The organism is Rhizobacter sp. P2_H3 (genome assembly GCF_056403355.1).
Window position 1 is genome coordinate 21,129 of sequence record NZ_JBFUFQ010000016.1, and the last position, 15,962, is coordinate 37,090.

The 15,962-nt window shown below is 68.7% G+C and carries 13 protein-coding genes; 11 read left to right on the plus strand and 2 right to left on the minus strand.

All coding sequences use genetic code 11. The features are described from left to right. Positions 1-50: 50 nt before the first annotated feature. The 8 genes from AC1D1T_RS05295 to AC1D1T_RS05330 all read left to right on the plus strand — a co-directional run bounded on the left by AC1D1T_RS05295 (position 51) and on the right by AC1D1T_RS05330 (position 8,643). Positions 51-2,003, plus strand: a complete 1,953-nt coding sequence (locus AC1D1T_RS05295; protein WP_477825894.1) for an AMP-dependent synthetase/ligase — start codon at positions 51-53, stop codon at positions 2,001-2,003. Beyond that, entirely contained in the window at positions 2,000-2,782 is a 783-nt protein-coding gene (locus tag AC1D1T_RS05300) for an ABC transporter ATP-binding protein (protein ID WP_047506420.1), read from the plus strand. Before AC1D1T_RS05295 ends, AC1D1T_RS05300 begins: the two co-directional genes overlap by 4 nt. Continuing rightward, a complete protein-coding gene (locus AC1D1T_RS05305) occupies positions 2,782-3,711 on the plus strand; it encodes a branched-chain amino acid ABC transporter permease (protein ID WP_047506418.1) in 930 nt (309 codons plus the stop codon). The genes AC1D1T_RS05300 and AC1D1T_RS05305 overlap by 1 nt, the downstream gene beginning before the upstream one ends. Positions 3,712-3,714: 3 nt before the next feature. After that, positions 3,715-4,779 (plus strand): branched-chain amino acid ABC transporter permease, encoded by a 1,065-nt coding sequence (locus tag AC1D1T_RS05310; protein ID WP_477825895.1) that lies wholly within the window; start codon positions 3,715-3,717, stop codon positions 4,777-4,779. 27 nt (positions 4,780-4,806) lie between these two features. Further along, entirely contained in the window at positions 4,807-6,141 is a 1,335-nt protein-coding gene (locus AC1D1T_RS05315; RefSeq protein WP_465114835.1) for an ABC transporter substrate-binding protein, read from the plus strand. Positions 6,142-6,145: 4 nt separating this feature from the next. Beyond that, the gene (locus AC1D1T_RS05320) at positions 6,146-6,967 is read left to right on the plus strand and encodes an ABC transporter ATP-binding protein (RefSeq protein WP_465114834.1); all 822 of its coding nucleotides are present in this window, start codon (positions 6,146-6,148) and stop codon (positions 6,965-6,967) included. A gap of 117 nt (positions 6,968-7,084) precedes the next feature. Then, positions 7,085-7,378: a hypothetical protein gene (locus AC1D1T_RS05325; protein WP_465114832.1), complete on the plus strand. Its 294-nt coding sequence runs from the start codon at positions 7,085-7,087 to the stop codon at positions 7,376-7,378. Beyond that, entirely contained in the window at positions 7,378-8,643 is a 1,266-nt protein-coding gene (locus tag AC1D1T_RS05330) for a phenylacetate--CoA ligase family protein (protein ID WP_477840624.1), read from the plus strand. Before AC1D1T_RS05325 ends, AC1D1T_RS05330 begins: the two co-directional genes overlap by 1 nt. Positions 8,644-8,754: 111 nt before the next feature. On the opposite strand, the gene AC1D1T_RS05335 is transcribed toward AC1D1T_RS05330, so the two are convergent. Further along, positions 8,755-9,732: a Bug family tripartite tricarboxylate transporter substrate binding protein gene (locus AC1D1T_RS05335; RefSeq protein ID WP_477825168.1), complete on the minus strand. Its 978-nt coding sequence runs from the start codon at positions 9,730-9,732 to the stop codon at positions 8,755-8,757. A 34-nt stretch (positions 9,733-9,766) separates the two neighbouring features. Then, positions 9,767-11,008 carry a pyridoxal-phosphate-dependent aminotransferase family protein gene (locus AC1D1T_RS05340; protein WP_477991557.1) on the minus strand — a complete coding sequence of 414 codons (1,242 nt, stop codon included), beginning with the start codon at positions 11,006-11,008 and terminating at the stop codon, positions 9,767-9,769. 137 nt (positions 11,009-11,145) lie between these two features. On the opposite strand from AC1D1T_RS05340, the gene AC1D1T_RS05345 reads away from it, so the two are divergent. From AC1D1T_RS05345 to AC1D1T_RS05355, 3 genes are all read left to right on the plus strand, one after another. Further along, the gene (locus AC1D1T_RS05345; RefSeq protein ID WP_465114827.1) at positions 11,146-11,838 is read left to right on the plus strand and encodes a GntR family transcriptional regulator; all 693 of its coding nucleotides are present in this window, start codon (positions 11,146-11,148) and stop codon (positions 11,836-11,838) included. Next, on the plus strand, positions 11,835-14,876 hold the full coding sequence (locus AC1D1T_RS05350; RefSeq protein WP_477840628.1) for an FAD-binding and (Fe-S)-binding domain-containing protein: 3,042 nt from the start codon (positions 11,835-11,837) through the stop codon (positions 14,874-14,876). The genes AC1D1T_RS05345 and AC1D1T_RS05350 overlap by 4 nt, the downstream gene beginning before the upstream one ends. Positions 14,877-14,988: 112 nt before the next feature. Beyond that, complete coding sequence (locus tag AC1D1T_RS05355) at positions 14,989-15,960, plus strand: tripartite tricarboxylate transporter substrate-binding protein (protein ID WP_477991559.1); 972 nt, start codon at positions 14,989-14,991, stop codon at positions 15,958-15,960. The last annotated feature ends 2 nt before the right edge of the window (positions 15,961-15,962 follow it).

Consider the following 15,962-nt stretch of genomic DNA (forward strand, 5'->3'; position numbering starts at 1 on the left):
CCTGGCGTCAAACTTGTTCGTACAGTCGCCGCACACACAAGGAGACAGCGGTGCTGACGACGTTCCCCCGTCTGATGCTCGACCATGCCGCGCAGCGGCCGGACGCCCCGGCGCTGCGCGAGAAGGAGTTCGGCATCTGGCAGACGCTGAGCTGGACCCAGCTCGCCACGCTGGTGCGCGAGCTGGCCGCCGGCTTCGCGCAGGCCGGCCTGCAGCGCGGCCAGCACCTGATCGTCGTCGGCGAGAACCGGCCCCGGCTGTACGCGACGATGCTCGCCGCGCAATCGCTGGGCGCCATTCCCGTGCCGCTGTACCAGGATGCGGCCGCCGCCGAGTTCGTCTTCCCGGTCGTCAATGCCGGCGTCGCGTTCGCGGTGGTCGAAGACCAGGAGCAGGTCGACAAGCTGCTCGAGATCCGCCCGCAGTGCCCCGCCCCGGCCCTCACCCACATCTGGTTCGACGACCCGCGCGGGCTGCGCCACTACGACGAACCCGGCCTCGCCCCGCTCGACGCGCTGGTCACGGCCGGCCGCCTCTTCCATGCCGCGCACCCGGCGCACGTCCACGATGAAGTGCAGCGCAACCGGCCCGAAGACGTCGCCGCCATGTTCTTCACCTCCGGCACCACCGGCCAGCCGAAGGGCGTGGTGCACACGCATGCGAGCCTGATCGACCGGGCGCGCGCCGGCGCCCGCTTCGACAAGCTGACCGAGCGCGAAGAGGTGCTCGCCTACCTGCCGGCCGCGTGGATCGGCCAGAACGTGTTCTCGTACGCGCAGTGGCTCACCTGCGGCTACGTCGTCAACTGCCCGGAGTCGCCCGCCACCGTCGGCATCGACCTGAAGGAGGTCGGGCCGACCTACTACTTCGCGCCGCCGCGCGTCTTCGAGGCGCTGCTCACCAGCGTGATGATCCGCATGGAAGACGCGAGCGCGCCCAAGCGCTGGCTGTTCCGCCACTGCATGGCGCTTGCGCGGCGCGTCGGCCCGGCGCGCATGGACGGCAAGCCGCTCGCGTTGCGCGACCGGCTGGCCTGGGCGCTCGGCAACCTGCTGATCTACGGCCCGCTGCGCAACACGCTGGGCCTGTCGCGCGTGCGCGTGGCCTACACCGCCGGCGAGGCGATCGGGCCGGACCTGTTCAGCTTCTACCGCTCGATCGGCATCAACCTGAAGCAGCTCTACGGCTCGACCGAGACCGCCGTGTTCGTCTGCCTGCAACCCGACCACCAGGCGCGCGCCGACACGGTGGGCATCCCGATCGACGGCGTGGAGCTGAAGGTCGGTGCCGACGGCGAGGTGCTGGTGCGCTCGGCCGGCTTGCTGAAGGGCTACTACCGCAACGAGGCCGCGACGGCCGAGGTGCTGTCCGCTGACGGCTGGTACCGCACCGGCGACGCCGGCTTCCTCGACGCGCAGGGCCACTTGAAGATCATCGACCGCGCGAAGGACGTCGGCCGGCTGGTCGGCGGGGCGAACGACGGCGCGATGTTCGCGCCCAAGTACGTCGAGAACAAGCTGAAGTTCTTTCCGCACATCAAGGAGGCGGTGGCCTTCGGCGACCGGCGCGAGAAGGTCTGCGCCTTCATCAACATCGACATGGAGGCGGTGGGCAACTGGGCCGAGCGCCGCAACCTGCCGTACGCCGGCTACACCGACCTGGCGCAGAAGCCCGAGGTGTACGAGCTGGTGCGCGACTGCGTGGAGCGGGTCAACGCCGACCTCGCGGCCGACGACAAGCTCGCCGGCAGCCAGATCACGCGCTTCCTGGTGCTGCACAAGGAGCTCGACGCCGACGACGGCGAACTCACCCGCACGCGCAAGGTGCGGCGCGGCTTCATCGGCGAGCGCTACCAGGTGCTGGTCGATGCGCTGTACGGCGGCCGCAGCTCGCAGTACGTCGAGACCGCGGTGAAGTTCGAGGACGGCCGCAGCGGCATGGTCGCGGCCGACCTGCGCATCGCCGACGCGAAGACCTTCGCGTCGGTCAGGAGCGCCGCATGACACGAGCCGTGGGAGACGTGATCCTCGACGTGAAGAACATCAGCCTGTCGTTCGGCGGCGTGAAGGCGCTGACCGACATCAGCTTCGACCTGCGCGAGCACGAGATCCGCGCCATCATCGGCCCGAACGGCGCCGGCAAGAGCTCGATGCTGAACTGCATCAACGGCGTCTACCAGCCGCAGCAGGGCTCGATCGCGCTGCGCGGGCGCACCTTCCGCCACATGAACTCGCGCCAGGTGGCCGAGATGGGCGTCGCGCGCACCTTCCAGAACCTGGCGCTGTTCAAGGGCATGAGCGTGCTCGACAACATCATGACCGGCCGCAACCTGCGCATGAAGAGCAACCTGCTGCTGCAGGCGCTGCGCCTCGGGCCGGCCGAGCGCGAGGAGATCGAGCACCGGCGCGTCGTCGAACGCATCATCGATTTCCTGGAGATCCAGCCGTACCGCAAGACGCCGGTCGGCAAGATGCCCTACGGGCTGCAGAAGCGCGTCGACCTCGGCCGCGCGCTCGCGATGGAGCCGCAGGTGCTGCTGCTGGACGAGCCGATGGCCGGCATGAACGTCGAGGAGAAGCAGGACATGAGCCGCTTCATCCTCGACGTGAACGACGAGTTCGGCACGACCATCGTGCTGATCGAGCACGACATGGGGGTAGTGATGGACATCAGCGACCGCGTGGTGGTGCTCGACTACGGCAGGAAGATCGGCGACGGCACGCCGGGCGAGGTTCGATCCAATCCGGATGTCATCAAGGCCTACCTCGGGGTTCAACACTGATGGGCTTCTTCCTCGAAACCCTGTTCGGCGGCCTGATGGCGGGCATGCTGTATGCGCTGATCGCGCTCGGCTTCGTGCTGATCTACAAGGCCTCGGGCGTGTTCAATTTCGCGCAGGGCGCGATGGTGTTGTTCGCGGCGCTCGCGATGGCGCGCTTCTCCGAGTGGTTCCCGCAGTGGTTCCACTTCGACAGCAAGCTGCTCGCCAACGTGCTGGGCTTCATCACCGCGGCGGCGTTGATGGTGGTGGTGGCCTGGCTGATCGAGCGGCTGTGCCTGTCGCGGCTGGTCAACCAGGACGGCATCACGCTGCTGATGGCGACGCTCGGCATCGCGTACTTCCTCGACGGGCTCGGCCAGACGCTGTTCGGCAACGACATCTACAAGATCGACGTCGGCATGCCGAAGGAGCCGCTGCTGGTGCTGCAGGGCACGTTCGACGGCGGCGTGCTGATCAGCCAGGAGGACCTGGTGGCGGCACTGGTCGCGGCCACGCTGGTCGCGCTGCTCGCGCTCTTCTTCCAGAAGACAGCCACCGGCCGCGCGCTGCGTGCGGTGGCCGACGACCACCAGGCGGCGCAGTCGATCGGCATCCCGCTCGACCGCATCTGGGTCATCGTGTGGTCGGTGGCCGGCATCGTCGCGCTGGTGGCCGGCATCATCTGGGGCAGCAAGCTGGGCGTGCAGTTCTCGCTGTCGCTGGTGGCGCTGAAGGCGCTGCCGGTGGTGATCCTCGGCGGGCTCACGTCGATCCCGGGCGCGATCCTCGGTGGGCTGATCATCGGCGTCGGCGAGAAGCTGTCGGAGATCTACCTCGGACCGATGTTCGGCGGGGGCATCGAGATCTGGTTCGCCTACGTGCTGGCGCTGTTGTTCCTCCTCGTCAGGCCGCAGGGCCTGTTCGGCGAGAAGATCATCGATCGGGTCTGAGCCATGCTGTACAGAGAGAACGGCCAGTTCAAGACCAGCTACCGCGCCGACCAGCAGATCTTCCCGGTGTTGCAGGACCGCGCCGCGATCCTCGCGCTGCTGGCCGTCGCCTTCGTCGTGCTGCCGCTCGCCGCGCCCGAGTACCTGTTCCGCGCGATCCTGATCCCGTTCCTGATCCTGTCGCTCGCCGCGCTCGGCCTGAACATCCTCGTCGGCTACTGCGGCCAGATCTCGCTGGGCACCGGCGCCTTCATGGCAGTGGGCGCGTACGCGGCCTACAACTTCCAGGTGCGCATCCCGGGCATGCCGCTCGTCGCGTCGCTGCTGCTGGGCGGCGTGTGCGCCACCGGCGTCGGCGTGCTGTTCGGCATCCCGTCGCTGCGCATCAAGGGGCTGTACCTCGCGGTCGCGACGCTGGCCGCGCAGTTCTTCACCGATTGGGCCTTCCTGCGCATCTCGTGGTTCACCAACAACTCGTCGTCCGGCTCGGTCAGCGTCTCGGGCCTGAACGTGCTCGGGCTGCCGATCGAATCGCCGGTGTCCAAGTACCTGCTGTGCCTGGTCTTCGTCTGCGTGTTCGCGCTGCTCGCGAAGAACCTGGTGCGCGCGAGCATCGGCCGCGAATGGATGGCGATGCGCGACATGGACGTCGCCGCCGCGGTGATCGGCATCCGCCCGATGTACGCCAAGCTCACCGCGTTCGCGGTCAGCTCGTTCATCGTCGGCGTGGCCGGCGCGCTGTGGGGCTTCGTCCACCTCGGCGCCTGGGAGCCGGCCGCGTTCAACATCGACCGCTCGTTCCAGCTGCTGTTCATGGTGATCATCGGCGGGCTCGGCTCGATCAGCGGCAGCTTCATCGGCGCGGCCTTCATCATCCTGCTGCCGCTGCTGCTGAACCAGGTGCCGCGCTGGTTCGACATCCCGCTGTCGACCGCGCTCGCGTCGCACCTCGAATCGATGATCTTCGGCGCGCTGATCGTGTTCTTCCTGATCGTCGAGCCGCACGGCCTCGCGCGGCTGTGGTCCACCGCGCGCGAGAAGCTGCGGCTGTGGCCCTTCCCCCACTGATCACCACCACCACCAACGGAGACAGACATGCAGTTCAAGTCGTTCGCACGGGTTGCCGCGATCGCCGCGGTGGGTTGGGCCGGCCTGCTCGCCGCGCCGGCCGCGCTGGCCCAGGCCAAGGAGCAGTTCTTCCCGCTGCTCGTCTACCGCACCGGCGCCTACGCGCCCAACGGCACGCCGTGGGCCAACGGCAAGCAGGACTACCTGAAGATGATCAACGCCCGCGATGGCGGCATCAACGGCGTCAAGCTGAGCTACGAGGAATGCGAGACCGGCTACGCGACCGACCGCGGCGTGGAATGCTACGAGCGCCTGAAGGGCCGCGCCGGCGTCACGCTCTTCGACCCGCAGGCCACCGGCATCACCTTCGCGCTGACCGACAAGGTGCCGGCCGACAAGATCCCGCTGATCACGCTCGGCTACGGGCTGGCGGCCTCGCAGGACGGCGGCGTGTTCAAGTGGAACTTCCCGCTGATGGGCTCGTACTGGACGGCCGCCGACATCCTGATCCAGCACATCGGCAAGAAGGAAGGCGGGCTCGACAAGCTGAAGGGCAAGAAGATCGCGCTCGTGTACCACGACTCCCCGTTCGGCAAGGAGCCGATGCCGCTGCTGGAGGAGCGCGCGAAGACGCACGGCTTCGAGCTGCTGAAGATCCCGGTGACGGCGCCCGGCGTCGAGCAGAAATCGGCCTGGCTGCAGGTGCGCCAGCAGAAGCCCGACTACGTGCTGCTGTGGGGCTGGGGCGTGATGAACTCGACCGCGCTGAAGGAGGCGATCGCCACCGGCTACCCGCGCGAGAAGATGTACGGCGTCTGGTGGGCCGGTGCCGAGCCCGACGTGAAGGACGTGGGCGACGCCGCCAAGGGCTACAACGCGCTGGCGCTGAACACCTCGGGCCAGCAGCCGAAGGTGATCCAGGACATCCTGAAGTACGTGCACGACAAGGGCCAGGGCGCCGGCCCGAAGGACGAGGTCGGCTCGGTGCTGTACACGCGCGGGCTGATCATCCAGATGCTCGGCGTCGAGGCGGTGCGGCGCGCGCAGGAGCGGTTTGGCAAGGGCAAGGTGATGACCGGCGAACAGGTGCGCTGGGGGCTGGAGAACCTGGCGCTGGACCAGAAGAAGCTCGATGCGCTCGGCTTTGCCGGCGTGATGCGGCCGGTCAGCACCTCGTGCCTCGACCACATGGGCACCACCTGGACGCGGGTGCACACCTGGGACGGCAGCAAGTGGAACTTCAGCTCCGACTGGTACCAGGCCGACGAGCAGATCCTGAAGCCGATGGTGAAGGCGGCGGCGGACAAGTACGCCACCGACAAGAAGCTGACCCGCCGCAGCCCTGAAGACTGCCAGAGCTGATCCCATGAGCGCACCGGTCTTGCTCAACGTCAACGGGATCGAGGTGATCTACCACCACGTGATCCTGGTGCTGAAGGGCGTCTCGCTGCAGGTGCCCGAGGGCGGCATCGTCGCGCTGCTGGGCGGCAACGGAGCCGGCAAGACGACGACGCTGCGCGCCGTCAGCAACCTGCTGGCGGGCGAGCGCGGCGCGGTCACCAAGGGCAGCATCGAGCTGCGCGGCGACCGCATCGAGGCGCTGTCCACCGCCGAGATGGTGAACCGCGGCGTCGTGCAGGTGATGGAAGGCCGGCACTGCTTCGCGCACCTGACGATCGAGGAGAACCTGATGACCGGCGCCTGGACCCGGCGCGACGGCAAGGCGGCGGTGGCCGAGACGCTGGAGAAGGTCTACGGCTACTTCCCGCGGCTGAAGACGCGGCGCGGCTCGCAGGCGGCCTACACCTCGGGCGGCGAGCAGCAGATGTGCGCGATCGGCCGCGCGCTGATGGCGAACCCGAAGATGGTGCTGCTCGACGAGCCGTCGATGGGCCTCGCGCCGCAGATCGTCGAGGAGGTGTTCGAGATCGTGCGCGACCTGAACCAGCGCGAGCGCGTGACCTTCCTGCTCGCCGAGCAGAACACCGCGATGGCGCTGCGCTATGCCGACCACGGCTACATCCTCGAGAACGGCCGCGTCGTGATGGACGGTGCGGCCAAGGCGCTGGCCGAGAACGAGGACGTGAAGGAGTTCTACCTCGGCACCGGCGGCGCGAAGGACGACGTGGAGCGCAAGAGCTTTCGCGACGTCAAGAGCTACAAGCGCCGCAAACGCTGGTTGACGTGACCCACCCCCGAGGCGCTGCGCGCCTCCCCCTCAAGGGGGCGCCACCAGTGGCCCGGCAAAGCCGGTTCCACGGTGGCCGCTTGATTGACGGTGCTGTGCGAAATATGGAGCGATGTGATGTCCGATGATTTTTTCGCCCTGCCTCCCTTCAAGCCCGACGAGACGTTGGTCACGCTGAAGCGCCAGCTGCGCGAGCTGAAGCCGCTGGCCGAGCGCGGCGCGGCGTTCGACTGGAAGGGCAAGCCGGTGCTGCAGCTCGCGAGCGATGCCGCGACGATCACCGCGCGCATCGCCCGCCGGCCGATCACGACGCCGGAATGGGACACGCAGGTGCTGAAGAGCGGCGCCGACGTGCGCAAGCTGGTCGACGAGGTGCGCAAGCGCCTGGTCCGTTGGGCGGATGACGAGTGATGGGCACCTTCTACGACGCGCTGGAAACACGGGAGCCGGCCGAGCGCGAGCGCGCGCTGTTCGCGGCGCTGCCGGCGCTGCTGGCGCATGCGCAGGCCCATGCGCCGGCGTTCGATGCGCTGCCCGCCGGTGCCGATGCCGCGCGGATCACCGACCGCGCGGCGCTCGCGGCGCTGCCGGTGATCCGCAAACACGAGCTGCTGGCGCTTCAGCAGGCGCAGCGCGCCAGCGATCCGTTCGGCGGCTTCTCGACCATCGGCTGGCGCGGCCTGCGCCGCCCGAGCGGCGCGCGCCGCGTGTTCCAGTCGCCCGGTCCGATCTACGAGCCCGAGGGTGCGGCCACCGACTACTGGCGCGCCGCCCGCGCGCTGCATGCCGCGGGCTTCCGCGCTGGCGACCTGGTGCACAACAGCTTCAGCTACCACCTGACGCCGGCCGGCTCGATGATGGAAGGCGGTGCACTCGCGCTCGGCTGCACCGTGTTCCCCGGCGGCGTCGGCAACACCGAGCTGCAGCTGCAGGCGATGCGCGAGCTGCGGCCGCACGGCTATGCCGGCACGCCGAGCTTCCTGAAGATCCTGGTCGACAAGGCGCTCGAGGGCGGCGGCAGCGTCCCCGGCTCGCTGCGCCGCGCGCTGCTCAGCGGCGAGGCCTTTCCGCCGTCGCTGCGCGACTGGCTGCGCGGCCACGGCATCGAGGGCTACCAGTGCTACGCGACGGCGGACCTCGGTCTGATCGCGTACGAGACCGAAGCGCGCGAAGGGCTGGTGCTCGACGAAGGCGTGATCGTCGAGATCGTGCGGCCCGGCACCGGCGACCCGGTGCCCGATGGCGAGGTCGGCGAGCTGGTCGTGACCACGTTGAACCCGGACTACCCGCTGGTGCGCTTCGGCACCGGCGACCTGTCGGCGGTGCTGGCGGGCCGCTGCCCGACCGGCCGCACCAACACGCGCATCAAGGGCTGGATGGGCCGCGCCGACCAGACCGCGAAAGTGCGCGGCATGTTCGTGCACCCGTCGCAGGTGGCCGAGGTGGCCAGGCGCTTCCCGGAGATCGTGCGGGCGCGGCTGGTGGTCAGCGGCGAGATGGCGAGCGACCGCATGGCGCTGCGCGTCGAAGTGACCGCCGAACCAGAGGGCCTGGCCACGCGCATCGCCGATGCGATCCGCGACGTGACCAAGCTGCGCGGCGAGGTGGAACTGTGCGCACCGGGCAGCCTGCCCAATGACGGACGCGTCATCGAGGACGCGCGCAAATACACCTAGCCTCCCCGTTCGCCCTGAGCTTGTCGAAGGGTCGCGTTGAGCTTGTCGAAACGCCCGCGCGATGCGCCGGCTTCGACAGGCTCAGCCCGAACGGTTGGCTGCGGATGCCGTTCAGGTGTCCGCCTTCACGTGCCCTTCCTTGACCACCTTCGCCCACTTCGCGATCTCGGCGTGGATGAACGCGGTGAACTTCTCCGACGACCCACCGCCGTCTTCGGCGCCGTAGCTCTCCAGCCGCTCCTGCACGTCGGGCATCGCCATCACCTTGTTGGCGTCGTCGTTGATCTTCTGCGCCAGCCCCTTCGGCAGCTTGCCCGGCCCGACCAGACCATACCAGGTGGTGGCCTCGAAATCGGGGAAGCCCTGCTCGGCCATCGTCGGCACCGTCGGGTGGCCCTTCGCTCGCTTGGTGCGCGTCTGCGCGATCGCGATCACCTTGCCGCCCTTCACGTGCGGCGTGGCGGCCGTCATCGTCTCGAACACGTAGTTGATCTGCCCGCCGATCAGGTCGGTGATGGCCGGTGCGCTGCCCTTGTACGGGATGTGCAGCGCATTCACCTTCGCGCTCAGCTTGAACATCTCCAGCGCCAGGTGCTGGGCCGAGCCCGAGCCGGCCGAGCCGAAGCTGATCTCGCCGGGCTTGGCCTTGCACAGCGCGACGATGTCCTTCACCGTGACGGCCGGCTGCATCGTGCCGGCGATCAGCAGGTTGGGCGTCACGCCCACCAGCATGATCGGCACGAAATCGCGCTCGACGTTGTAGTTCAGCTTGGGCTGCAGGCTGGGTGCGAGCGCGTGGCTGTTGATGTGCGCCATCAGCAGCGTGCTGCCGTCGCTCGGCTGCTGCGCGACGTAGTCGGCGGCGAGCACGCCGGCGACACCGGCCTTGTTCTCGACGATCACCTGCTGGCCCCACATCACGCCCAGCTTCTGGCCCAGCACGCGCGCCAGCGCGTCGGTGCCGCCGCCCGGCGGGAAGCCGACGATGATGCGGATCGGGCCCGAAGGCAGTCCCTGCGCGAACAGGCGCGGTGCCCCGAGGCTGGCGACCGTGCCGGCCGCGGCCTGTAGAAGGGAGCGACGTTGCATGCGAACCTCCTGACTGTTGTGGAATGCGATGTCTTCAGGCCGCGGCCTTCAGGGCCGGGCTCTGCGGATGCGACGAGAAGTAGTCCATCGCCGCCTGCACGCCGCTGCCCGCGGTGACGATGCCCGACAGCTTCAGCCCCATCTCGACGCCCGACAGCGCCGCCATCAGCGTCAGGTCGTTGCAGTCGCCGAGGTGGCCGATGCGGAACATGCGGCCCTTGACGCGGYCGAGGCCGGTGCCGAGCGACAGGTCGAAGCGCTGGTGGATCAGCTTGCGCAGCACATCGGCGTCGACGCCCTCGGGCGTGATCACGCCGGTCAGCACCGGCGAGTAGACCGATGCGTCGGCACACTGGATCGGCAGGCCCCAGGCCCGCACCGCGCTGCGCACCGCCTCGCCCCAGCGCTGGTGGCGCGCGAACACCGTCTCGAGCCCCTGGTCGAGCAGCATGTCGAGCGCTTCGCTCAGGCCGTACAGCAGGTTGGTGTTCGGCGTGTAGGGCCAGTAGCCCGTCTTGTTGATCTCGATGATCTCGTCCCAGGCCCAGAAGGCCTTCGGCAGCTGCGCCTTCCTGCTGGCTTCGATCGCCTTCGGCGACACCGCGTTGAAGCTGATGCCCGGCGGCAGCATCAGGCCCTTCTGCGAGCCGCTGACCGTCACGTCGACACCCCACTCGTCATGCCGGTAGTCGGCACTGGCCAGGCCCGAGATCGTGTCGACCAGCAACAGCGCCGGGTGCTTCGCCGCATCGATCGCGCGGCGCACCGCGGCGATGTCGGAGGTGACGCCGGTCGAGGTCTCGTTGTGCACCACGCACACCGCCTTGATCGCATGGCCGGCGTCCTCGCGCAGGCGCTTCTCGATCAGGTCGGCCTGCACGCCGTGGCGCCAGCTGTTCGGCAGGCCGGTCAGCGCATCGGTGCCGGGCAGCGCCAGGAACTCCGGCTTCAGGCCCAGGCGCAGCGCCATCTTCTGCCACAGGCTCGCGAAGTGGCCGGTCTCGTACATCAGCACCGCGTCGCCGGGGCTCAGCACGTTGGCCAGTGCGGCTTCCCACGCGCCGGTGCCGGACGCCGGGTAGATCACGACCGGGTGCCGCGTGCGGAACACCTGCTGGATGCCGGACAGCACCTTCAGCCCGAGCACGCCGAACTCCGGCCCGCGGTGATCGATGGTGGGCAGGCTCATCGCCCGCAGGATGCGATCCGGCACCGGGCTGGGCCCGGGGATCTGCAGGAAATGACGGCCGCTGGGGTGCTGGTCTAGCGCGATCATGACGACTCCTGACGAGGTCCGAATGCGCCTGAGTTTTGCATACAAAATTCTTTTGTCAATGGTTGCCACCCGCGATGGCATCCGTATGATGACCATCAACCTGCACAGAAAATGAATACAAATTCAGAAAGTCCACGATGGCCGACATCATTTCCATCCCTCGCCAGGTGCTGCACCAACAGGTGTGCACGCGGCTGCGCCAGCTGATCGTCGAGAACCACATCCCACCCGGCAGCAAGCTGAACGAGCGCGCGCTGTGCGAGCAGCTGAAGGTGTCGCGCACCCCGCTGCGCGAGGCGATCAAGATGCTGGCCGCCGAAGGGCTGGTGGAGCTGCTGCCGAACCGCGGCGCGGTCGCGATGGAGCTCTCGGCGCAGGACGTCTCCGACACCTTCGAGGTGATCGCCGGGCTGGAAGGCCTGTCGGGCGAGCTGGCGGCGCAGCGCATCACCGAGGCCGAGCTGGCCGAGATCCGCGCGCTGCACTTCGAGATGCTCGCGGCCTACACGCGGCGCGACCTGCCCACCTACTACAGCATCAACGCGGTGATCCACCGGCACATCAATGCCGCGGCACGCAACCCGGTGCTGACGCAGACCTATGCCACGGTGAACGCCCGCCTGCAGGCGCTGCGCTTCCGCTCCAACTGCGACGAGGCCAAGTGGGCCCGCGCGATGGGCGAGCACGAGCGCATGGTCGAGCTGCTCACGGCCCGCGATGGTGCCGGCCTGCGCCAGCTGCTGGTGCAGCACCTGCTGAACAAGCGCGACGTGGTGCTCGAACTGATGAAGCACGGCGAGCTGGATTCGTCGCCGAAGGTGTCGGCATGAACACGCTGGTCGACGCCGGCGTGGCCCGCGAGGCCGGCCGCTCGCTGCGAGATTTCGGCACCCCCGAGGCGGCCGAGCTGGCGAAGCGCCTGTCCGCCCACACCCAGGGCGAGACGCTGTTCGACATCGCCTCGCGCGGCCGCTACGCGACCGATGCGTCGATCTACCAGATCATGCCGGTCGGCGTGTTCGTGCCGCGCGGCGCGCAGGACATCGCCACCGCGATCGACATCGCGCGCGACCTGAAGACCCCGCTGCTGCCGCGCGGCGGCGGCACCTCGCAGTGCGGCCAGACCACCGGCGCGGCGCTCGTGATCGACACCAGCAAGCACTACCGCCAGGTGATCGCGTTCGACCGCGACGCGATGACGGTGCAGGTCGAGCCCGGCATCGTGCTCGACCACCTGAACGCCTTCCTGAAGCCGCACGGGCTGTGGTACCCGGTCGACGTGTCGACCAGCGCGCAGGCCACGCTCGGCGGCATGGCCGGCAACAACTCCTGCGGCTCGCGCAGCATCGCCTACGGCAACATGGTGCACAACGTGCTCGCCGCCGAGGCCTGGCTGAGCGACGGCAGCAACGTGCGCTTCGGCCGCGTCGACCAGCTGGGCGCGAAGGAAGCCGCGATCGCCGATTTCGTGCGCGGCCTGGCGGCCACCGAGCGCGACGAGATCGACCTGCGCTGGCCGAAGGTGATGCGCCGCGTCGGCGGCTACAACCTGGACATCTTCCACCCGCAGAGCGAGCGGCCGTACACCGCCGACGGCAGCGTCAACCTGGCGCACCTGCTGATCGGCGCCGAAGGCACGCTCGCCTTCACGCGCAGCCTGACGCTGAAGCTCGCGCCGCTGCCGCGCCACAAGATGCTCGGCGTCGTCAACTACCCGAGCTTCCATGCCGCGATGGATTCGGCGCAGCACATCGTGAAGCTGGGCCCGAGCGCGGTCGAGCTGGTCGATCGCACGATGATCGAGCTGTCGCGCGCGAACCCGGCGTTCCGCGCGACGATCGAGTCGGCCCTGGTCGGCGAGCCGCAGGCGATCCTGCTGGTGGAGTTCAGCGGCGACGACAAGGCCGTGCTGCTTGCGCAACTGAAGCAGTTGGTCGAGCTGATGGGCGATGCGCTGAAGCTGCCGGGCAGCGTGGTCGAGATGCGCGACGAGGCGCCGCAGAAGGCCTTGTGGGAGGTGCGCAAGGCGGGCCTCAACATCATGATGAGCCTGAAGGGCGACGGCAAGCCGGTCAGCTTCATCGAGGACTGCGCGGTGCCGCTCGAGCACCTGGCCGAGTACACCGACGCGCTGACCGAGGTGTTCCACCGGCATGGCAGCAAGGGCACCTGGTATGCGCACGCCTCGGTCGGCACGCTGCACGTGCGGCCGATCCTCGACATGCGCCAGGGCGGCCCGGGCGGCGGCGCGCACAAGATGCGCTCGATCGCCGAGGAGGCCAGCGCGCTGGTGCGCAAGTTCAAGGGCGCCTACAGCGGCGAGCATGGCGACGGCCTGTGCCGCGGCGAGTGGATCGAGTGGCAGTTCGGGCCGCGCCTCAACGAGGCCTTCCGCGCGATCAAGCAGCACCTCGACCCGTTGAACCTGATGAACCCGGGCAAGATCATCGATCCGCCGAAGATGGACGATGCGAGCCTGTTCCGCTATGCGCCGGGCTACCGGACGATCGCGCTGAAGCCGGTCTTCGACTGGTCGGCCTGGAACGTGCAGAACGACCCGGCGACCGAGACCACGACGGCGCCCGGCACCGGTGGCGACGCGAGCGGCGGCTTCGCGAAGGCGGTCGAGATGTGCAACAACAACGGGCACTGCCGCAAGTTCGACGCCGGCACGATGTGCCCGAGCTACCGCGTCACGCGCGACGAGCAGCACCTGACGCGCGGCCGCGCGAACACGCTGCGGCTCGCGCTGTCGAACCAGCTCGGCGAACAGGGCTTCACGAGCGATGCGGTGCGCGACGCGATGGACCTGTGCGTGGGCTGCAAGGGCTGCAAGCGCGACTGCCCGACCGGCATCGACATGGCGAAGATGAAGCTCGAGTTCACCGCGCACGACAAGGCCCGCCACGGCCACACGCTGAAGGACCGGCTGGTCGCCCACCTGCCGGCCTATGCGCGGCTCGCGAGCGCCGCGCCGTGGCTGTTCAACCTGCGCGAGACGCTGCCCGGCGCGAAGGGACTGGCCGAGCGCTGGCTGGGCCTCTCGGCCAGGCGCAGCCTGCCGCGCTTTCGCCGCGACACCTTTCGCCGCGCCGCGCCGCACATCGGCCTGGTCACGCGCGCCGAGGTGCTGCAGGCCGACAAGCCGGTCGTGCTGTTCGTCGACACCTTCAACGGCGCCTTCGAGAGCGAGAACGCGACCGCCGCGGTGCGCGTGCTGCAGGCGGCCGGCTACGCCGTGCATGCCGCGAGCCGGCCGGGCGCGGCGCTGTGCTGCGGCCGCACCTACCTGGCCGCCGGCATGCCGGAGCAGGCCAGGGCGAATGCGCGCGAGCTGCTGAAGGCCTTGCTGCCGTTCGCGCAGCGCGGCATCGCGATCGTCGGCCTGGAGCCGTCGTGCCTGCTGACGATGCGCGACGAGATGCTGGTGATGGGCCTGGGCGATGACGCCAAGGTGCTGGCCGATCACGCGCTGTTGCTCGAGGAATTCCTCGCGCGCGAGGCGAAGGCGGGCCGCTTCGCGCCGCGCTTCAGGCCGGCGACGCAGGCGATGCGGGTGCACGGCCACTGCCACCAGAAGGCATTCGGCGCGATCCAGCCGGTGCTCGACGTGCTGAAGCTGATCCCGGACGCGCAGCCGGCGCTGATCGAGAGCTCGTGCTGCGGCATGGCCGGCAGCTTCGGCTACGAGGCGAGCCACCACGAGGTGTCGATGCAGATGGCCGAGCTGAGCCTGCTGCCGGCGGTGCGCGAGGCGCCCGACGCGATCATCGTTGCCGATGGCACCAGCTGCAGGCACCAGATCGCCGACGGCGCGCAGCGCGAGGCCTTGCACGTCGCGCGGGTGCTGGCCGACCACCTGATCTGAATGGCCTTGCGGGGTCTCCGGGTTACGTAGTTTCCGCCATGCCGGCGCCTCGGAGCTTCCTTAAGCTCGGGTCTTCCGACTCTCCGACACGCTTGCTCGAAAGGACACGACCATGAAGAAACTCCTGCTGGCTGGCGCCGCACTGCTGACGGCGACCGCCGCCCTGGCCGAGTACCCCGAGAAGCCGGTGACCATCGTCGTCCCGTTCTCCGCAGGCGGCCCGACCGACAAGGTCGCGCGCGACCTGGCCGAGGCGTTGCGCAAGCCGCTGGGCGGCCAGGTCATCATCATCGACAACGTCGGCGGCGCCGGCGGCACGCTGGGCGCGACCAAGGTGGCCAAGGCGTYGAACGACGGCTACACGCTGCTGCTGCACCACATCGGCATGAGCACCTCGCCGGCGCTGTACCGCAACATGCAGTACAAGACGCTGGAGGACTTCGAGTACCTCGGCATGATCAACGAAGTGCCGATGACGCTGATCGGCAAGCCGACGCTGCCGGCCACGAACTATGCCGAGCTGACCAAGTGGCTCGATGCGAACAAGGGCAAGATCAACCTGGCGAACGCCGGGCTCGGATCGGCCTCGCACCTGTGCGGCCTGCTGTTCATGAGCACCACCAAGGTCGACATGACGACCGTGCCGTACAAGGGCACCGGCCCGGCGATGACCGACCTGCTGGGCGGCCAGGTCGACCTGATGTGCGACCAGACCACCAACACCACCAGCCAGATCGCCGGCGGCAAGGTGAAGGCGTTCGCGGTCACGAGCACCAAGCGCCTGACGACGCCGGCGCTGGCCAAGCTGCCGACGCTCGACGAATCGGGGCTGAAGGGCTTCAACGTCAGCATCTGGCACGCGCTGTATGCGCCGAAGGGCACGCCGAAGGCCGTCACCGACAAGATCAACGCGGCGCTGAAGGTCGCGCTGAAGGATCCGGACTTCATCCACCGTGAAGAAGGCCTGGGCGCGGTGGTGATGACCGATGCCCGCGTCAACGGCCCGGAGCACAAGAAGTTCGTCGAGGCCGAGATCAACAAGTGGGGCCCGATCATCAAGGCCGCCGGTCAATACGCCGACTGATT

Excerpts from the sequence above, each read along its gene's own strand:
- AC1D1T_RS05310 (WP_477825895.1), top strand. The coding sequence starts at position 3,715 with ATGCTGTACAGAGAGAACGGCCAGTTCAAGACCAGCTACCGCGCCGAC.
- AC1D1T_RS05345 (WP_465114827.1), top strand. The coding sequence starts at position 11,146 with ATGGCCGACATCATTTCCATCCCTCGCCAGGTGCTGCACCAACAGGTG.
- AC1D1T_RS05300 (WP_047506420.1), top strand. The coding sequence starts at position 2,000 with ATGACACGAGCCGTGGGAGACGTGATCCTCGACGTGAAGAACATCAGC.
- AC1D1T_RS05325 (WP_465114832.1), top strand. The coding sequence starts at position 7,085 with ATGTCCGATGATTTTTTCGCCCTGCCTCCCTTCAAGCCCGACGAGACG.
- AC1D1T_RS05335 (WP_477825168.1), bottom strand. The coding sequence starts at position 9,732 with ATGCAACGTCGCTCCCTTCTACAGGCCGCGGCCGGCACGGTCGCCAGC.
- AC1D1T_RS05330 (WP_477840624.1), top strand. The coding sequence starts at position 7,378 with ATGGGCACCTTCTACGACGCGCTGGAAACACGGGAGCCGGCCGAGCGC.
- AC1D1T_RS05320 (WP_465114834.1), top strand. The coding sequence starts at position 6,146 with ATGAGCGCACCGGTCTTGCTCAACGTCAACGGGATCGAGGTGATCTAC.
- AC1D1T_RS05305 (WP_047506418.1), top strand. The coding sequence starts at position 2,782 with ATGGGCTTCTTCCTCGAAACCCTGTTCGGCGGCCTGATGGCGGGCATG.
- AC1D1T_RS05315 (WP_465114835.1), top strand. The coding sequence starts at position 4,807 with ATGCAGTTCAAGTCGTTCGCACGGGTTGCCGCGATCGCCGCGGTGGGT.
- AC1D1T_RS05350 (WP_477840628.1), top strand. The coding sequence starts at position 11,835 with ATGAACACGCTGGTCGACGCCGGCGTGGCCCGCGAGGCCGGCCGCTCG.